The 18037-nt window shown below is 68.2% G+C and carries 19 protein-coding genes; 9 read left to right on the top strand and 10 right to left on the bottom strand.

The window, feature by feature from the left end:
• Window positions 1–87 precede the first annotated feature (87 nt).
• Together ACNFIA_RS09125 and ACNFIA_RS09130 are read right to left on the bottom strand one after the other, a co-directional pair.
• Window positions 88–459, bottom strand: a complete 372-nt coding sequence (locus ACNFIA_RS09125; protein ID WP_413347752.1) for a response regulator transcription factor — start codon at window positions 457–459, stop codon at window positions 88–90.
• A complete protein-coding gene (locus ACNFIA_RS09130) occupies window positions 459–3248 on the bottom strand; it encodes a PAS domain-containing protein (protein WP_416784232.1) in 2790 nt (929 codons plus the stop codon). The genes ACNFIA_RS09125 and ACNFIA_RS09130 overlap by 1 nt, the downstream gene beginning before the upstream one ends.
• 273 nt (window positions 3249–3521) lie before the next feature.
• Here ACNFIA_RS09130 and ACNFIA_RS09135 point away from each other — a divergent pair, with 273 nt between their 5' ends.
• The 5 genes from ACNFIA_RS09135 (at window position 3522) to ACNFIA_RS09155 (ending at window position 8188) form a co-directional block, all read left to right on the top strand.
• Window positions 3522–4817, top strand: coding sequence for an epoxide hydrolase family protein (locus ACNFIA_RS09135; RefSeq protein WP_416784619.1), 1296 nt, complete (start codon window positions 3522–3524; stop codon window positions 4815–4817).
• A gap of 58 nt (window positions 4818–4875) precedes the next feature.
• The gene (locus ACNFIA_RS09140; protein WP_416784234.1) at window positions 4876–5871 is read left to right on the top strand and encodes an alpha/beta fold hydrolase; all 996 of its coding nucleotides are present in this window, start codon (window positions 4876–4878) and stop codon (window positions 5869–5871) included.
• Window positions 5872–5885: 14 nt separating this feature from the next.
• Entirely contained in the window at window positions 5886–6386 is a 501-nt protein-coding gene (locus ACNFIA_RS09145; RefSeq protein WP_416784236.1) for a cytochrome P460 family protein, read from the top strand.
• A 31-nt stretch (window positions 6387–6417) separates the two neighbouring features.
• Entirely contained in the window at window positions 6418–7257 is an 840-nt protein-coding gene (locus ACNFIA_RS09150; protein WP_416784238.1) for an oxidoreductase, read from the top strand.
• Between the two features lie 157 nt (window positions 7258–7414).
• Window positions 7415–8188 carry an alpha/beta fold hydrolase gene (locus ACNFIA_RS09155; protein WP_416784240.1) on the top strand — a complete coding sequence of 258 codons (774 nt, stop codon included), beginning with the start codon at window positions 7415–7417 and terminating at the stop codon, window positions 8186–8188.
• A gap of 40 nt (window positions 8189–8228) precedes the next feature.
• On the opposite strand, the gene ACNFIA_RS09160 is transcribed toward ACNFIA_RS09155, so the two are convergent.
• Window positions 8229–8867: an HAD family hydrolase gene (locus tag ACNFIA_RS09160; RefSeq protein WP_416784242.1), complete on the bottom strand. Its 639-nt coding sequence runs from the start codon at window positions 8865–8867 to the stop codon at window positions 8229–8231.
• A gap of 246 nt (window positions 8868–9113) precedes the next feature.
• Here ACNFIA_RS09160 and ACNFIA_RS09165 point away from each other — a divergent pair, with 246 nt between their 5' ends.
• Window positions 9114–10058 (top strand): Dyp-type peroxidase, encoded by a 945-nt coding sequence (locus ACNFIA_RS09165; RefSeq protein WP_416784244.1) that lies wholly within the window; start codon window positions 9114–9116, stop codon window positions 10056–10058.
• A 4-nt stretch (window positions 10059–10062) separates the two neighbouring features.
• On the opposite strand, the gene ACNFIA_RS09170 is transcribed toward ACNFIA_RS09165, so the two are convergent.
• Window positions 10063–10968: a LysR family transcriptional regulator gene (locus tag ACNFIA_RS09170; protein WP_416784246.1), complete on the bottom strand. Its 906-nt coding sequence runs from the start codon at window positions 10966–10968 to the stop codon at window positions 10063–10065.
• A gap of 175 nt (window positions 10969–11143) precedes the next feature.
• On the opposite strand from ACNFIA_RS09170, the gene ACNFIA_RS09175 reads away from it, so the two are divergent.
• Together ACNFIA_RS09175 and ACNFIA_RS09180 are read left to right on the top strand one after the other, a co-directional pair.
• Complete coding sequence (locus ACNFIA_RS09175) at window positions 11144–11893, top strand: SDR family oxidoreductase (protein ID WP_416784248.1); 750 nt, start codon at window positions 11144–11146, stop codon at window positions 11891–11893.
• Between the two features lie 118 nt (window positions 11894–12011).
• Window positions 12012–12770, top strand: coding sequence for a class I SAM-dependent methyltransferase (locus ACNFIA_RS09180; protein ID WP_416784250.1), 759 nt, complete (start codon window positions 12012–12014; stop codon window positions 12768–12770).
• 41 nt (window positions 12771–12811) lie between these two features.
• Here the strand turns inward: ACNFIA_RS09180 and ACNFIA_RS09185 are convergent, their stop codons facing one another.
• Window positions 12812–13783: a DMT family transporter gene (locus ACNFIA_RS09185; protein WP_416784252.1), complete on the bottom strand. Its 972-nt coding sequence runs from the start codon at window positions 13781–13783 to the stop codon at window positions 12812–12814.
• Between the two features lie 104 nt (window positions 13784–13887).
• Between ACNFIA_RS09185 and ACNFIA_RS09190 the strand changes: the two genes are divergently transcribed.
• Complete coding sequence (locus ACNFIA_RS09190; RefSeq protein WP_416784254.1) at window positions 13888–14787, top strand: LysR family transcriptional regulator; 900 nt, start codon at window positions 13888–13890, stop codon at window positions 14785–14787.
• A gap of 51 nt (window positions 14788–14838) precedes the next feature.
• Here the strand turns inward: ACNFIA_RS09190 and ACNFIA_RS09195 are convergent, their stop codons facing one another.
• From ACNFIA_RS09195 to ACNFIA_RS09215, 5 genes are all read right to left on the bottom strand, one after another.
• Window positions 14839–15357, bottom strand: coding sequence for a hypothetical protein (locus tag ACNFIA_RS09195; protein WP_416784256.1), 519 nt, complete (start codon window positions 15355–15357; stop codon window positions 14839–14841).
• A 124-nt stretch (window positions 15358–15481) separates the two neighbouring features.
• Window positions 15482–15778 carry a hypothetical protein gene (locus ACNFIA_RS09200; RefSeq protein ID WP_416784635.1) on the bottom strand — a complete coding sequence of 99 codons (297 nt, stop codon included), beginning with the start codon at window positions 15776–15778 and terminating at the stop codon, window positions 15482–15484.
• 32 nt (window positions 15779–15810) lie between these two features.
• Window positions 15811–16206 (bottom strand): hypothetical protein, encoded by a 396-nt coding sequence (locus ACNFIA_RS09205; RefSeq protein WP_259755447.1) that lies wholly within the window; start codon window positions 16204–16206, stop codon window positions 15811–15813.
• The gene (locus ACNFIA_RS09210; RefSeq protein ID WP_416784258.1) at window positions 16203–16790 is read right to left on the bottom strand and encodes a hypothetical protein; all 588 of its coding nucleotides are present in this window, start codon (window positions 16788–16790) and stop codon (window positions 16203–16205) included. The genes ACNFIA_RS09205 and ACNFIA_RS09210 overlap by 4 nt, the downstream gene beginning before the upstream one ends.
• 207 nt (window positions 16791–16997) lie before the next feature.
• The gene (locus ACNFIA_RS09215) at window positions 16998–17843 is read right to left on the bottom strand and encodes a PhzF family phenazine biosynthesis protein (RefSeq protein ID WP_416784260.1); all 846 of its coding nucleotides are present in this window, start codon (window positions 17841–17843) and stop codon (window positions 16998–17000) included.
• Window positions 17844–18037: the final 194 nt, after the last annotated feature.

An 18037-nucleotide genomic window follows, 5' to 3' on the forward strand; every position in this document is an offset into this window, starting at 1 on the left:
GCAGGCGTTCCGTTCGCTGGGCTGCGCCGGGATTGGCGGGAGAGTGATGCAACATGCCATGTCCTCCGAGTGGCGTCGACCGGGCTGTCAGCTGACCGGCAGGGCGGCGCTGAGTGCCTTGAGCAGTTCCGCTTCGCTGAACGGTTTGAGCAGGCAGTCCACCGCCCCCTGGGCGATCAGCCGCGGGCGGGTGCCCGCGTCGCTGTGGGCGGTGATGAAGATGATCGGCACGGCCATCGCGCGCCGTGTCAGTTCCTTTTGCAACTGCGGACCGCTCATGCCCGGCATCGACACGTCGAGGATCAGGCAGCGGGTGCGCGGCAGCGCGTCCGACGCGAGGAAGTCTTCGGCGCTGGAAAACGCGCAGACCTGGAAGCCGAACTCGCGCAGCAGGTCCGGCAGGGATTCGCGCACCGATTCGTCGTCATCGACCACCGACACGAGCAGGGGCGTGGCCATCAGCGGATCTCCGTCGGTTGGTCGGGGGTGGGCTGCGCATGGGGGAGCGCGAAGATGAAGGTGGCGCCCGGTCCGTCGTGGGTGGTGGCCCAGATGCGGCCGGCGTGGTGCTCGACGATGGAGCGGCTGACCCACAGACCGATGCCCATGCCCGACTGCTTGGTGCTGAAGAAGGCGTCGAACAGGCGGCCGGCGTCCGTTGGCGCGAAGCCCGCGCCGTTGTCGCGCACGGCGAGGAAGATGCTCGCGTCGGGATCGAGGCCGCTGCTGATGCGCAACTGCCGGGGGCGGTCATGCACGTCACCCAGCGCATCGATGGCGTTGAGGATGAGGTTGAGGATCACCTGCTGCAGTTGCACGCGGTCACCGCTCACGGCGGGCAGGTCTGTCTGCAGCGTCGGCAGCACGGTCACGCCGTGGCGCTGCAGTTCGTTGTGCAGCATGGCGATCACTTCCCGCGCCGCTTCGTTGAGGTCGAGCGGTTCGCTGACCGCCTCGTGGCGGGCGAACAGGGCACGCAGGCGCTTGATCACGTCCGCCGCGCGGTTGCCGTCGCGGATGGTGCGCCGGGCGGTTTCCCGCGCGCCTTCCAGGTTGGGCGTGGGCGCACCGAGCATCCGCAGGCAGGTGCTGGCGTTGGTGATGATACCGGCCAGCGGCTGATTGACCTCGTGGGCGATGGATGCGGTCAGCGCGCCGAGACTGGCGACGCGGGCGACATGGGCGAGCTCGGCGCGGGTGCGGTGCAGGGTCTCCTCGGCGAGGCGGCGCTGGGTCACGTCCTGCGCGGTGGCGATGTACAGCAGCGCACCGTCGGTGTCGCGGGTGGCCTGGGCTACCAGGTGCACATGGCGTATGGCGCCGCCGGGAAGCAACAGCCGATGCTCGTGGGCGAAGTCGCAGCCGTCGCGGCGCTGGCGCTTGAGCAGCGCTCGCACCGTGGCGCGGTCGTCCGGGTGGACACGCGAGAAGATCAGCTCGAAGCTTGGCGTCAGCCCCGGCTGCAGGTCGAGCAGCCGGTAGATCTCCTCCGACCAGGCGATCTCGTCGTTGTCCACGCGCCAGGAGAAGGTGCCGGTGAGGCTGATGCGCTGGGCCTTGGCCAGGAACGCCTCGCTCTGGCGCAGGGCGGCCTCGCTGCGGGCGCGGTCGATGGCGATGCTGGCGAGATGGGTGAATTGCGCGATCAGCGCGCGCTGGCTTTCATCCGGCAGCTCCGGCCGGGCGAAGTAGACCGAGAGGATGCCGCTGACCTCGCCGGTGGTGGACACCACCGGTGTCGCCGCCAGCGCATGGACATCGCCGCCGCGCACCTGCTGGCGCCAGGCGGGCCAGCGGGTTTCCGCGTTCAGGTTGGCAATCAGCACGCTGGCGTTTTCCACGGCCGCCTGAGCCTGGGGACTGCTGTGGGCATCCACCGGGAGGCCGTTGGCGCCGCCGTAGAAGGCGGCCGGCAGATGCGGCGCGGCACCAGGCTGCAGGCGCGTGGCAGCTTCCGCCACGTGCCCCTGGCGCGGAGCGACGAGGGTGATGGCGCAGCGGCAATCTTCCAGGTTGCTCTGCACCAGGTCGCACAGGGCATCGAGCACCTGGGGCAGCGCACAGCCGCCGGCCATCAGCCCGAGCAGGCGCTTCTCGCCGGCCAGCAGCAGTTCGGCGCGCTTGCGCTCATGGATATCGGTGTTGCCGCCGTACCATTTCAGCACGCGCCCGGCCGCGTCGAGCTGCGGCACCGCGCGGATCAGGAACCAGCGGTAGCTGCCGTCGAAGCGCCGCAGGCGGGCCTCGAACTCGCCGGCGCTACCGGCGTCCAGCAGGCCCTGCCAGTAGGCACCCAGTGCCGGCGCGTCCTCGGGGTGCAGGGCGCTCATCCAGCCGACGCCGGCAGCGCTTTGCGCGCTCATGCCGGTGTAGTCGAACCAGCGCTGGTTCAGGAATTCCACGCTGCCATCCGGGGCGGTGCGCCAGACGAAGCCCGGCACGGCGTCGATCAGCGTGCGCAGGCGGTCTTCGGACGCCCGGACCTCGTCCAGTGCGCGGGCCAGCGACTCCCGTGCCTGGGCGATCAGCGCCTGGTCACGCTTCTGTTCGTCGATGTCCACCTTGAGCACGAACCAGCGCTGGATGCGTCCTGCGGCGTCGCGGTGGGGCAGGGCGCGTACATGGAACCAGCGGTAGATGCCGTCCGCGCCGCGCACCCGGTGCTGGACGTTGTACGGCTCGCCGCTGGCGACGGCGTGCTGCCACGCCTTCAGCGCCTGGGGCAGGTCGTCGGGGTGGAGCGTGCTGGAGCCGGTCCAGCCGCGCAGCTGCTCGAGGCTGGCGCCGAGGTAATCGCTGTTGTGGCGATTGACGCATTCCAGCTCGCCGTCGGGCGTCATCAGCGAGATCAGGCCGGGAATGCTGTCGATGATTTCCTGGGTGATGGCAGCCGGCGCGGCGGTTGGCAGGTCGTCGATATCGATGTTCTGGCCGCACCAGCCAACCAGGGCGCCACCGTCGTCGGTGAGTGCGCGGGCGCGCAGCAGGAAGCGTCGGTACACCCCGTCGTGCCGGCGCAGGCGTGCCTGCAGGTCGTGGGGCGTGCCGGACTGGCGGATGGCACTCCAGCCCTGCTGCACCGCGGGCAGGTCCGCAGGGTGCACCAGCGCCTGCCAGATGTAGTCGCCATCGTTATCCAGGTCCCGGCCGGCATAGCGGCGCCAGGCTTGGTTGACGCTCTCCAGGCGGCCGTCGGCGTGGGCGGTCCAGGCCATGTCGGGCAGCTTGTCGACGACTTCGTTGTGCATACCGGTCCTCTCCCGGCGCTAGCCGTGGGGCGAGCATGCGCCCAGGCGGCGGGGTTGCCAATGATACCTAGGTGTCGGCTGCGGCACCGCACGCGGTCGCGCGAGCTCCGATACCAAGGTATCGACCGACACCATGGTGCAATCGCAGCGCCCCGCCGGCTTTGTTGAGATCGCTGCAAGTCGCCGATCCGTCGGCCAGTGAACCAGGGAGAATCGACCATGCCAGCCGCCTCATCATCGCCCCACCTCCGTCGTCGTTTCAGCCGTACGCTCATGGCCTCCGCCGTGGGGCTGTTCCTGCTCGGCGACGGCCAGCATCACCTGCTGCAACAGGCGTTCGCCGCGAGTGCCAGCAGCACAGCCAACGCCGATGACAGCGTGCGGCCGTTCCGTATCCAGGTGCCGCAGGAGCAGCTGGACGACCTGCGTCGGCGCATCGCCGCCACACGCTGGCCGGACCGCGAGACGGTCAACGACGCCTCGCAGGGCATCCAGCTGGAGAAGGTCCGCGCGCTGGTGGGCTACTGGGGCAAGGACTACGACTGGCGCCGTGCAGAAGCCAGGCTCAATGCGCTGCCGCAGTTCATCACTCGCATTGACGGCGTGGACATCCAGTTCATCCACGTACGCTCGAAAGAGCCGCACGCCATGCCGCTGATCCTCACCCATGGGTGGCCAGGCTCGCCGCTGGAGTTCCTCAAGACCATCGGCCCGCTGACCGACCCGGTCGCCTATGGCGGCCGTGCCGAAGACGCCTTCGACGTGGTGATCCCGGCGATTCCCGGCCACGGGTTCTCCGGCAAGCCCACCACTACCGGCTGGGGCCCGGACCGGGTGGCCCGCGCCTGGGATGTACTGATGAAGCGCCTGGGCTACAGCCACTACGTATCCCAGGGCGGCGACCATGGCTCGGTGATCTCCGATGCCCTCGGCCGCCTGGCGCCGCCCGGGTTGCTCGGCATCCACCTGAACATGCCGGCGACGGTGCCGCCGGAGCTGGTCGGGCCGATCAACAGTGGTGCTCCGGCGCCTGCCGGGCTGGGCGCCGACGAGCGCCGCGCCTTCGACGCACTGAGCACCTTCTTCGTCCGCAACGCCGCCTACGGCGCGATGATGGTGACCCGCCCGCAGACCATCGGCTATTCACTGGCCGATTCACCCGCCGGCATGGCCGCCTGGATGTACGAGAAGTTCGCCGCCTGGACCGACAGCGGCGGCGAGCCCGAGCGCGTGCTGAGCCGCGACGAGATGCTCGACGACATCTCGCTCTACTGGCTGACCAATACCGGCGCGTCCTCCTCGCGCTTCTACTGGGAAAACAACAGCAACAATTTCAGCGCCGCCGCGCAGAAGACCGCGCAGATCAAAGTGCCGGTGGCCATCACCGTCTTCCCCGGCGAGATCTACCGGGCGCCGAAAAGCTGGGCGCAGCGCGCCTATCCCTCGCTGGATTACTTCCACGCGGTGGACAAGGGCGGCCACTTCGCCGCCTGGGAACAGCCGCAGCTGTTCAGCGAGGAACTGCGCAAGGCATTCCGCCCACAGCGATCGAGCCTGAACAACCACTAGATTCCGCCGCTTGCCGGCAACCACCGGGCAGGCCGCGCGTCTGCCATGGAGACCTGTGATGAACCTGTTCAAGTCCCCGCAACTCGGCGCCTCGGCGCTGGCCATCGCCCTCGCGCCATTCACCTGTGGCGCCGTGGCGCAAGCGGCCACCGACCCGGTCTTCGGCGCGCTCAAGCACGTCGATGCCGGCCTGCTCAACGTCGCCTACGCCGAAGCCGGCCCGGCCGATGGCCCGGTAGTGATCCTGCTGCACGGCTGGCCGTACGACATCCACAGCTACGCCGAGGTGGCGCCGCAGTTGGCCGCCAAGGGCTACCACGTGCTGATTCCCTACGCCCGTGGGTATGGCGAAACGCGTTTCCTCTCCGCGTCCACCCGGCGCAACGGTGAGCCCGCCGCACTGGCGGTGGACGTCATCGACTTCATGGATGCGTTGAAGATCAAGCGCGCGGTACTCGCCGGCTACGACTGGGGCGCACGCTCGGCGGACATCGTCGCGGCGCTCTGGCCCGAGCGGGTGAAGGCGCTGGTGTCCGTCAGCGGCTACCTGATTGGCAGCCAGGAGGCGGGCAAGGCGCCGCTGCCACCGGCCGCCGAGCTGCAGTGGTGGTATCAGTTCTACTTCGCCACCGAACGCGGCAAGGCCGGCTACGACCAGTATCGCCACGCGTTCGCCAAGCTCATCTGGCAACTGGCATCGCCGAAATGGCAGTTCGACGACGCTACCTTCGAGCGCAGCGCCCAGGCGCTGGACAACCCCGACCAGGGGCCGATCGCCATCCACAACTACCGCTGGCGCCTGAACCTGGCGGACGGCGAGCCGCGCTATGCCGAGCTGGAGAAGAAGCTCGCGGCCTTCCCGACCATCCAGGTGCCGACCATTACCCTCGAAGGCGATGCCAACGGCGCGCCGCACCCGCCGGCCGAGGCCTACGCCAAACGTTTCGGCGGCAAGTACGAGTACCGCCTGGTCACCGGTGGCATTGGCCACAACCTGCCCCAGGAGGCACCTGCCGCCTTCGTCAAGGCGGTGATCGACGCCGATCATCTGTGAGCCGGAGACGCGCCATGACCATCGCAGCAACCGCATTGCGCCGCATCGCCCTGGCCGGTTTCGCTTTGCTGGCGACAACTGGCGCCAGGGCCGACGGGGAGGCTTCGCCGATCTACGGCGTGCGCATGCCCGAGGGCTACCGCAACTGGCAACTGGTGGCGCCCGCCCAGGAGGCGGCGCCGCTGAACGAACTGCGCGCCGTGCTGGGCAACGAGATCGCCATGAAGGCCTACCGCGCCGGCACCTTGCCGTTCCCCGACGGCAGCGTGCTGGCCAAGCTCGCCTGGAAGCACGTGCAGTCGCCGGAGTTCGAACCGGCGTCGATTCCCGGGGCCGCCACCACCGTGCAGTTCATGGTCAAGGACTCGAAGAAGTACGCGGCCACCGGCGGCTGGGGCTTTGCCCGCTTCGTCGACGGCAAACCCGCCGACGAGGCGCAGCACCAGACCTGTTTCGCCTGCCACCAGGCGCGGGTGAAGGACCACGATCTGGTCTTCACCCGCTACGCACCCTGAGTTCCCTACCTTGAGAGCCGTGGAGGTTCCCATGAACCAACGATGGTTGATCACCGGTTGTTCCCGCGGCCTGGGGCGGGCGCTGGCCGAAGCCGTGTTGCAGGCCGGCCACCGCCTGCTGGCCACCGCTCGCGATCCGGATTCGCTGGCGGACCTCGCCCGGCTCTACCCGCAGACCCTGCGCGTGGCGCCCCTGGACGTCACCGACCCGGCCGCCGCGCAGGACGCCGTAGCACAGGTGCAGGAGGCGTTCGGCGGGCTCGACGTGCTGGTCAACAACGCCGGCTACGGCAACGTCAACTCGGTGGAAGACACGCCGCTGGAAGAGTTCCGCCGGCAGATCGAGACCAACCTGTTCGGCACCATCATCGTCACCAAGGCGGCCATCCCCCTGCTGCGTCGGCAGCGCAGCGGCCACATCATCCAGCTGTCCTCGGTGGGTGGGCGCATTGGTGCGCCAGGGCGCGCGCCCTATTCGGCAGCGAAGTGGGGCGTGGAAGGCTTCTCCGAAGTGCTGGCGCGCGAAATGGCGCAGGTTGGCGTGCGAGTGACCATCATCGAACCCGGAGGCCTGCGCACCGATTTTGCCGGCGCCTCGACGACGCTCTCCGAAGGGCGCTTCGAATACGACGCAGTGGTCGGCGCCGTGGCGCGCCGCCAGCGGGCCTACGACGGCAAGCAGCCGGGCGATCCGCAGCGGGCCGCGCAGGCGATTCTCGCGGTGGCCTGGATGGATCGTCCGCCGCTGCGCCTGGCCCTGGGCAGCCATGCGCTGCTGGCCATCGAGAACGCCGACAAGGCCCGGCTGGCGGAGCTGCGCCTGTGGCGCGAGCTGAGCCAGTCCAGCGATTTTCCCCGCACCTCACTGTAGGAGCGAGCTTGCTCGCGAACTCGCCTCGCGCCCGGGGCTCCGGTGACATGCGTTCGCGAGCGAGCTCGCTCCTACGAACAGCGTTGGCAAGCAGGGCTGGGCGCCCGCTCGGTTCCAGGAAAAGCACACCCGATTCCCCTCAACCAGGAGATCCACCATGAACAAGACCCTCACCGCCCTGGCACTGGCCAGCGGCCTGCTTGTCGGCAATGCCTTTGCGGCGCCGGTGAAACCGACGGTAGTACTGGTGCACGGAGCCTTCGCCGATGCCTCCAGCTGGAACGGCGTGACGCGTATCCTCGAGAAGGACGGCTACTCCGTGATCGCCGCGGCCAACCCGCTGCGCGGCGTGGCCAGCGACGGAGCCTATATCGGCAACATCGTCGGCAGCGTCAAGGGACCGGTGGTGCTGGTGGGCCACTCCTACGGCGGAAACGTGATCAGCGCGGCGGCCAGCGACCGGCCAAACGTCAAGGCGTTGGTCTACGTCGCCGCATTCGCCCCGCAACAGGGAGAGAGCGCCGCTGAGCTGGCTGGCAAGTTCCCCGGCAGCACCCTCGGCCCGACCCTGGCCGCGCCGGTGGCGCTGGCTGACGGCGGCAAGGACCTGTACATCCAGCAGGACAAGTTCCACGACCAGTTCGCCGCCGATGTACCCGCCGGCGAAGCCGCGCTGATGGCGGCGGCGCAGCGTCCGGTTACCGAGGCGGCCCTGAACGAAAAAGCCGGCGCGGCGGCCTGGACGGCGATTCCCTCGTGGTTCGTCTATGGCGACCAGGACCGCAACATCCCGCCGCAGGTGCTGGCTTTCATGGCGCATCGCGCCCAGGCGAAGGATGTCCAGGTGGTCAGCGGCGCGTCCCATGTCGTCATGGTCTCGCACCCCGAGGCAGTGGCGCGCTCCATCGAGAAGGCAGCTACCGGCTACTGAGAACGTCAAGTGAGCCGGAAGGGCGCTTCCGGCTTGCGCTTCAGGTTTTCTGCGCGGCAACCGGCAGGCCAAACGATTGCAGGTCGCGGCGCAGTTGCCCGGCGTCGATGAACTGGACGGCGCGCATCCCCTGGGCCAGCGCCGCGTCGACGTTCTTCTGGACGTCATCGATGAACAGCGTGCGCGAAGGTATCAGGCTGTAGCGCTGGATCAGCAGCTGGAAAATTTCCGGCTCCGTTTTCATCAGCCCTTCGCGGCCGGAGACCAGCACACCTTCGAACTGCGCAAGGAAGGGGAAGCGCTCCTCGGCGACATGGAAGGTTTCCGCCGACCAGTTCGTCAGTGCCAGCAGGCGCACGCCGTTGTGGTGCAACTCGTGCAGCACGTCCACGGTCGCTTCGATAGCGCCGCCGAGCATCTCCTCCCAACGCTCGCGGTACGCACGGATGTTGGGTTCGTGGGCCGGATGCCGGGCGACGGCTTCGGCGATGGCATCGGCCCAGGGACGCCCGCGATCCTGGCGTTCGTTCCACGCGGCGTTGCAGACCTCTGCGAGGAAGGTCTCCATTGCCAGCTCGTCGTCGAATATCTTTCGATAGAGGTGGCGCGGATTCCAATCGACCAGCACGCCGCCAAGATCGAAAACGACGGTGTCTATGCTGCTGCGTTCGTGTTGCACTGGCTGCTTCTCCCGCATCGAGGCCCTGGTGATGTTCGCTCGTCCCAGACCTTAACCAAGACAGCCTGGACGTCAACCTTCGTCTGCGCTGCGGCTGCTCCGGTTCCGCGGCACTGTAACCTGCAGGGCACCTCACCAGGGCAGATCGACAGCCCGCGCTGTAACCTTCGCACGGAGCTGTCACCGCCACCGGCCACCGGCTTTGCTACTCTCATTCCCCAACTTCAACGGCAGCGAATGGACGACATGCTCAACGACTTCCCGGCACCTCAGGCAGTGGACAGCCCGATCACCCGCAGTGCGATCTTCCTGGTCGCCACCTTGACTCCCGGCAAGGACTGGAGCCCGGTCCGGGCGTTGTGCGAGGACGTCTCCGGGCTGGTGCGCTCGGTCGGCAAGCGCGTGCCAGGGGGTAACCTGTCGTGTGTGGTGGGCTTCGGCTCGGCGGCGTGGGATGCGCTGTTCGGCGCTCCGCGGCCAGCCGCCCTGCATGCCTTCCGCGCGATTGGCAGTGGCGAGCGGGTTGCCGTTTCCACGCCGGGCGACCTGCTGCTGCACATCCGCGCCGAGCAGATGGACCTCTGCTTCGAGCTGGCCACGCAACTGGTCGCGCGCCTGGGGGATGCGGTCACGGTGGTCGACGAGGTGCAGGGTTTCCGCTACTTCGACATGCGCAGCATCATCGGTTTCGTCGACGGCACGGAGAACCCGGAAGGGCGCGACATTCCGCACTTCACCCTGATCGGCGACGAGGACGTGGACTTCGCCGGCGGCAGCTACGTGCTGGTGCAGAAGTACCTGCATGACATGAACGGCTGGAACCAGCTGTCCACCGAGGCGCAGGAACGCATCATCGGCCGCACCAAGCTGGCGGACATCGAACTGGGCGACGAGGTGAAGCCCAGCTGCTCGCACAGCTCGCTGACCACCCTGGAGAAGGACGGCCAGGAAGTGAAGATCCTGCGCGACAACATGCCCTTCGGCCGCCCCGGCGCCGGGGAGTTCGGCACCTACTTCATCGGGTACGCGCGCTCGCCGGCGCCAGTGGAGGAGATGCTGGAGAACATGTTCGTCGGCCGCCCGGCCGGCAACTACGACCGCCTGCTGGACTACAGCAAGGCGGTGACCGGCAGCCTGTTCTTCGTGCCCTCGGCGGACTTGCTGGAGTCCCTGGCGGACAAGCAGCCCTGAGCCCTCAACCGGCAACCTTGCCGGGGAAGCACTCCACCAGCCAATCGATGAACACCCGCAGGCGGTGCGTGACGTAGCGGTTCTGCGGGTAGACGACGTGGAAGGGGTAGGGCGCCGGCCGCCAGGGGGCGAGGATTTCCACCAGCGTGCCGTCGAGCAGGGCGGCGCCGGCCGCGTAGGAGAAGGTCTGGATGATACCCAGGCCGGCCACGCAGGCGGCCAGGTGCGCGTTGCTCTCGTTGACGCCGATGCGGTGTTCGAGCTTCAGCTCGATGCGTTCGCCGTCGCGCTCGAAGCGGAAGGGTACCGCCCGGCCATTCTGCGGCGACAGGTAGCTGACCAGCCGGTGGCCGTTGCGCAACTCCTCGGGGTAGGCCGGAATGCCGTTGTGGCGCAGGTACTCCGGGGAGGCGCAGGTGACCATGGTCGCCTGGCCGACGCTGCGCGCCACCAGCGAGGAGGCGTCCAGCGCGCCGCCGCGGATCACGCAATCGACGTTGTCGCCGATCAGGTCCACCGAGCGGTCGGATACGCCCAGGTCGATGCGGATGTCCGGGTAGCGCGCGAGGAAGTCCGGCAGCAGCGGCACCAGCACGTCCCGCGCGGTCGAGCCGCCGACGTCGATGCGCAGGTGGCCGCGCGGCCTGCCGCGGGCCAGGTTGAACGACGAGTCGATGTCTTCCAGGTCGCGCAGCACGCGGGTGGCCTTGGCGTAATAGTCCTGGCCCTCGGGCGTTACCGTGACGCGCCGGGTGGTGCGTTGCAGCAGGCGCACACCCAGGTGCGCTTCGAGTTCCTGAACCAGCTTGCTCAGGGTGGCGTTGGGCATGTCCAGCGAGTCGGCGGCGCGGGTGAAGTTGCCCGCTTCCACCACGCGGGCGAAGGCGCGAATGGCCTGCAGCTGATCCATGAAAGCTCCTTGCGGGCGATACCTGATTATCCATGGGTATGGATAGTCATTCCATTGTATGCGCTTTTTCCGCTAATCGACGAGCCCTAGAGTAGCGCCATGCCTCACCGCAACGCCGCGCCAGATGCCGGCCACAGAGGCAGAACCGTCAATCCTCGAATCCCTGGAGCTCATCATGAATACGTCCCTCACTGGTAAAGTTGCACTGGTCACCGGCGGCAGCAGCGGCATCGGCCTTGGCGCCGCACAGGAACTCGCCGCGCAGGGCGCGCGGGTGTTCATCACCGGCCGCCGCCAGGCTGAACTGGACGCCGCCGTCGAGGCCATCGGCCCGGCCGCCACGGCCATCCGCGCCGACGCCTCGGTGCTTGCCGACCTCGATGCGGTGTATGCGCAGATCGCCAGATCCGCCGGCCGCCTGGACATCCTCTTCGCCAATGCCGGCGGCGGCGACATGCTGCCGCTGGGGGCGATCACCGAGGAGCACTTCGACCGCATCTTCGGCACCAACGTGCGCGGTGTGCTGTTCACCGTGCAGAAGGCGTTGCCGCTACTGACCGATGGCGCGTCGGTGATCCTCACCGCGTCCACCACCTCGATCCAGGGCACCGCCAACTTCAGCGTGTACAGTGCGAGCAAGGCCGCCGTGCGCAACTTCGCCCGCTCCTGGGCGCTGGACCTGAAGGACCGCGGCATCCGCGTCAATGTCGTCAGCCCCGGCCCGGTGCGTACCCCCGGCCTTGGCGACCTGGTGCCCGAGGAGGCGCGTCAGGGCCTGTTCGACGCACTGGCCAGCCAGGTGCCGCTGGGCCGCCTTGGCGAACCGCGGGAGATCGGCAAGGCGGTGGCCTTCCTGGCGTCGGAGTCGGCCAGCTTCATCAACGCAGTCGAGCTGTTCGTCGACGGCGGCATGGCGCAGGTCTGACCGCGCACCGAGGCCGGGCAGGGCGCAAGCCCTGCATCGGTCGGCGTGGCTCTGGTCGGAACGTCGGTTTGCCCAGTACATTCATGTCGAACAACCGTCCGGACAGGAGTCGCCCATCATGAATTCCCCGTCCGCCGACCTGCGCAACTGGTTCGACCAGGGCGGGGAGGCCTACGCGCGCTTTCGTCCCGAGTACCCGGCGGAGCTTGCCGCGTACCTCGCTTCGAGGGCGCCCGACCGCGCATTGGCAGTGGATGTTGGCTGCGGCAGCGGCCAACTGACCCGGCAACTGGCCGAGCACTTCGACGCGGTGGTCGGCGTCGACCCCAGCGCGGAGCAGATCGCCCATAGCGCGCCGCAGGCGAAGGTGAGCTACCTCTGCGCCCCGGCCGAAGACCTGCCGCTGCGCAGCCACAGCGCCAGCCTGGTCACCGCTGCCCAGGCCGCCCACTGGTTCGATCTGCCCAGGTTCTACGCGCAGGTGCGGCGCATCGCCGGGCCCAACGCCGTGCTGGCGCTGATCAGCTATGGCGTGTTGCGCCTGGAAGGTGCGCTGGGCGAGCGCTTCGAGCCGTTCTACTGGAAGGAAATCGGCCCTTACTGGCCGGCCGAGCGTGCCCTGGTGGACAGCGGCTACGCGACCCTCGACTTCCCCTTCGCCGAGTTTTCCGGGCCGGATATCGCCATCCGCCTGGAATGGAATCTCGACGAATTCCTGGGCTACGTCTCCACCTGGTCGGCGGTCCGCAGCGCCCGCGAGGCCGGGCGCGAGGACCTGCTGCAGCGCTTCGCCGTCGACATCGCCGAGCGCTGGGGCGACCCCGCCGCGCGGCACCCGGTGAGCTGGCCGATCAATATGCGCATCGGGCGGGTGTGAGCCGGTCGCTGCGGCCGGCCGATAGCCGATGACCGTCGCGCTCAGCCGGCGGCGCGGCCTTTCTCCGCTTGCGTTTCGACAGCCGCCGGAGCGGTCCTTTTCGCCCCCGACAGCCGCGACACGCCGAACAACACCAGCGCCAGGCCGGCAATCTGGTAGACCGAGATCGCCTCGCCCAGCAGCGCCCAGGAGGCGAACACGGTGAGTACCGGCCCGAGGTTGCCGAACGCCGCGGCGTGGGTGGCGCCCATGCGCTGGATGGCCAGCGCCATCCAGTAGATCGGCAGCACGGTGGAAATCAGCGCCATCAGCGCGCCGTGGAGCCAGACGGTGCCGGGCAGGCTCGCCAGTTGCTGCACGTTGCCGCTCACCGCGTAATGGATCAGCACCATCACCGAGGAGACACCGCCGGCCAGCCCGGCCAGGCGCATCGAGCCGACGCGGCGCACCACCGCGCCGGTGCCCATGTAGTAGAGGGCATAGGTCACGGCGCTGGCGAACACCCAGAGGGCGCCCAGCAGGATCTGCCCGTCGGCGCCTTCCACGCGGATGTCGTGTACCAGGGCGATCCCCAGGCCGAGGTAGCACAACCCCATCGCCGCCAGGGTGCGGGAGTCGGGGCGCTCGCGGGCCACGGCCATCTGCAGGAGCAGCACGAGGGTCGGGTAGGTGAACAGGATCAGCCGCTCCAGCCCGGCGCTGATGTACTGCAGCCCGTAGAAGTCGAACAGGCTCGACAGGTAGTAGCCGAACAGCCCGAGCAGCAGGATGCGCCCGCCATCGGCCAGCGACAGGCGCGCCTGGCCGGGGCTGCGGCTCAGCCAGACCAGCCAGAGGAACAGCGGCAGCGCCAGGCCCATGCGGATGGCCAGCACGGTCACCGCGTCCACCGGGGCCGCGGCGTAGGAGAGCTTGACGAAGACCGCCTTGAGGCTGAAACCGGTGGCGGACAGCACGGCAAACAACACGCCGTTGCGCAGGCTGCGCTGGTAAAGGGCGTTCAGGCTATTCATGGGCAGGGAGCGCAGGGCAGGGGAAAGGCCTTATTCTAGGAAGAATGCCGCTCCGCTAGAATCGCAACTTGGCGAACGTGGCTTTCGTTTTTGGAGAACGCCAAATGCATTTCGATCTTGCCGACCTGCGCCTGATCGCCGCCATCGCCTGCACCGGCAGCCTGAGCAAGGCGGCTGCGTCGGTGCCGGTGGCCGTCTCGGCAGCGAGCAACCGGTTGCGCCTGTTCGAGGAGCGCTGCGGGCTTGCCCTGTTCGCCCGGCACAGCGACGGCATGACCTTGACTCCCACCGGCCGCCTGGTGCTCGAAGCCGGCCAGCGCGTGCTGAAGGAGGCGCAGCAACTCACCGACACCCTGCAGGAACTGCGCGGCGAGCGGCGCATCACCCTGCGCCTGGCGGCCTCCACCGTGGCCAACAGCACTTTTCTGCCCACCGCGCTCGGGCCCTTCCTGGCGGACTACCCGGAGGTGGACCTGCAACTGACCGAGCAGAACAGCAAGGATGTGCTGCGGGCCGTGCAGGACGGGGCGATCGACATCGGCGTCTACGACGGCAACCTGGCCACCGCGGGCCTGCTGTCGCTGCCGTTTCGCAACGACAAGCTGGTCCTGCTGGTGCCGCAGGATCACCCCCTGGCCAGCCAGCACTTGCCGAGCCTGCGCGACGCGCTGAGTTTCCCCTTCGTCTGCCTGCCCGCCGAGCGTGCCATGCAGCGCTTCGTCGAGGCGATGGCGGTGCGCAACTCGATGCCGCTCAAGGTACGGGTGCGCGCACCGAGCTTCGACGCCATCGCCCAGTTGGTGGCGCAGCGAGTGGGTGTGGCGATGCTCCCGGAGGCTGCCGCGACGCGCCTGGCGCAAGAGCTGCCAGCGACAGTGGTGGCGCTGGCGGACGCCTGGGCCACCCGTGAGCTGCGCATCTGTGTCGCCGATTGGGACGCGCTGTCGTCCCACGCGCGGCAACTGGTGACCTACCTGATGAACGAGGCCGCGGCGGCGCGCTAGCGAGCGCCGCCGCGTTGCCCCTGGCCGTGGCGCCCACGGCCAGCGGCTGCGTCAGTGCTGCTCCGCCAGGCGGGGCGTCGGTGCGTCATCGACGGCCAGGTGGATCACTCCGGCGCGGCTGGGGAAGTTCGGTCCGTCGTCCTCGGTGTTTTCCATCACCGGGATGTCGATCAGGGTGCGCTTGCCGGACGGGTCGCTGACCAGCCTTGCGTCCAGCGTCTCGATCGAGCGCCAGCCACCGCCGCCGATCTGCAGGGCGTCGAGCAGGCTGTAATGCTCCTGGCCTTCCTCGTTGGGGGTAGAGGTGAAGACCGCGAGGTACTGGTTGTAGTTGTTGCCCATGTCGAAGCCTTCGATGGTGAACACGGCGAGCGTCAGCTCGCTGCCCTTGCCGGTCTTCAGGGTTTGCACGCGGGTGGCCTCGGGGTAGCCGGTGGCGAAGCTGTCCTTGTACAGCTCCACCAGGCGGCCAACCTGTTCTTCCAGGGCCTTGGGAACGGGCGCCGGCTCGGCGCCGTGGGCGAAGGTGCAGGCCAGCAGCAGGCTGGCGGTCAAAAGGCGCAGTGTCATGCGAAAACATCCATGGCGAAGTGGGCTGGGGTGGCAGAAGGAACCGCCTCCGACCACGTGGGATCGGCAGCGGCGCGGCCAGCCTCGGGAGGCCGGCCGCGCGGGATCGGGTGCGGGGAGTCGCTCAGCGTTGCGGGACCAGGTCGCCGACCGGCGAGCAGGAGTAGGTGTTGGAGTAGTCGTAGTAGCGCTGCAGCGGTGCGCCGCTGTCGTAGGTGCTGCACTGGAAGACCGACGCGTCCTTCTGCAGGACCAGGTAATGGATCTGGCTGACCCGTCCTGGTGCCACGTACGCCGCCTTCACCTCGTAGCCGCTGCGCAGCAGGTCGGTCACCTTGGTCTCTTCGGCCGCAACCGTCGATGCCGCCGTCATCAGCGTCAGCAGCGCGAGCGTGGCCTTGGCCTGTGTCGTTGTGGACATGCTTCTTTTCCTCCTTGATCGGCCAGGTGGCGTCAGGCTTCCGGCCGCAGCGGGATGCCGCCGCAGTTGCCGCGGGTCAGCAGGTAGTCCACCTGCCGGGCACGGTTGATGGCGACACGGATTTCGCAGCTGGCCGAATGGACCACGTCGCCCCAGTACTCGGTGTGCACCAGCTGCCCGTTCTGCGGGCCGGTGTAGGTGCCGAGCGCTTCGCGGGAGGTATAGGAGGTGTCGCGGCGGTAGATCAGCACGACCCAGTCGTTCTCCGGGGCCAGGGCGATGTCGCTGGGCGCGCCGAAATGGTCGATCGCATCGCCGGCCGGGCGACCCTTCCAGTAGCTGCGGGCCTGCGCCTCGGGCAGGGTAGGAATGGCGGAGCAGCCGCCGAGCAGGATGGCAATCATCCCCAGCGCGAAGAGTCCTTTCATTGCACGCCCTCCTTGGCGGGTGCGTTCCGGGCGGGCATCTGCTCGAAGCCCTTGTCGACCATCTGCAGGATCATGGCCTTGGCATGGTCGCGATTTCTCAGCTGGAACAGCCCCGGCGCGGCCGAGACCAGCTGCGCGGTGGGCATCTTGCCCAGCGGATACATCTTCTGCTCCACGTGGGCGTCCGGCTTGCAGAGGAAGTCGCGGCTCTGGGCAAGCCAGGCCTCAGGCTTCTTCTGCCACTCCTTGGACACCTTCTTGGGGCGGATGTCGTTGTAGAACTTGTCGTAGTTCTGCGCGCCATTGAGGCGCACGCGGTTCTTCGCGCAGTCGACCTCGACGTCGTAGGCGGTAAAGGTCGGCTTGGCGCCTTCCTCGTAGAACTGGTAGACGCCCAGCGAGCGCACGCCGTTCTTGCGGTCGTAGATGTTGGCAGGGTCGCCATCGACCACGAAGAGTTCGTTCTTGTAGAGGCTGCCCTGCTGGTGAATCAGCCAGAAATCGCCGGAAGGGCCTTCCGCGTGGGCGGCGAGAGGGCTGCAAAGCAGCACGGCAGGCAGCCAGGGCCTGAGGGGCTTGAACATGACGGACATTCCTTTGCCGTAGGGATCGCCAGGGCGCAGCGCACCCTGGCGAAAGAAGCGTAGGAATCTAGTGGCGCCGGTTTGGCCGGTCAACCGGCGTGTAGGAATTCTGTGACAGACGGCAGTGAAGTTTTCGTCACGCGGAGCACTGCGAGACGACGGCTCCGGGCGGATCGAACGTCGGCTCGCAGCGTGCGTAAGGCTCCTTCAGCGCCCGGGAAAAACGGCTGTGCCCGACAGGCAATGCTGTACCTCGCCACCGACCCAGATCGCCCCGTCGACGCGTTCGATGCGCAGTCGTCCGCGTCGCTGCAGGACCGTGCCCTGGCTGACGGTATAGCGCTCGCCCAGGACGCCCGCGCCGATCAGCCACTGGGCCAGGCCTGCATTGAGGCTGCCGGTGACCGGGTCTTCGTTGCATTCCTCGCCCATGAAGGCCCGGACTTCCACGTCCGCTTCCGCCTGCGCGCCACCCCAGGGGGCGATGACGCCGACATTCAGCCCTTCCAGCGCCGCGTAGTCGGGGCGGATGGCCAGCACCTCCTCGCGACGAGCCAGCAACACTCCCGCCCAACCCGGACCGTTATCGACCCATTGGCTGGCGCGAACCTGCCCGCCAGCGAGGCCCAGCCCGTGCTCGACCCGGCGCAGCGTGGCCGCGTCCAGGGGCCCGCTGCGCAGGAGCGGTGGCGCGGAGAACGCCAGGCACGGGCCTTGCCGGCGCAGGCGAATCAGGCCTGCCGGGCATTCCTGGACGATCTCGCCCAGCTCGGGGTTGTCGTGGTGTGCCAGCCACACCTGGCAGCTGCCCAGGGTGGGGTGGCCGGCAAAGGGCAGCTCGCGCAGCGGCGTGAAGATACGCACGCGGTAATGCGCCTCGGGCGACGTGGGGCGCATCAGGAATGTGGTTTCGCTGAGCTGCGTCCAGCGGGCGAACGCCTGCATCTGCTCGGTGGTCAGTGCATCGGCATCCACCACCACCGCCAGCGCATTCCCTTCGTAGGGGCGCTCGGCGAAGACATCGACCTGTTCGAACGGCAAGGACAGCGGCATTGAATTTCCCTGGAGACATTGGCGGATTATCTGCAACCGGGACGAGTCTGGTCGCAGGGGGGAATCATAAAGGACTGCGGCTCCCGGATGCGCTCGACGATGGCTCACGCGCCGTGGGCCGCTGTGTATTCCACTGTATCGGCCGGCCGCTGTGACACGCGCGGAGATGGCGGCGGCCGTTTCCGACACGCTGC

It is taken from the genome of Pseudomonas sp. NY15437, assembly GCF_048068435.1.
Classification (GTDB): Bacteria; Pseudomonadota; Gammaproteobacteria; order Pseudomonadales; family Pseudomonadaceae; genus Pseudomonas; species Pseudomonas nitroreducens_B.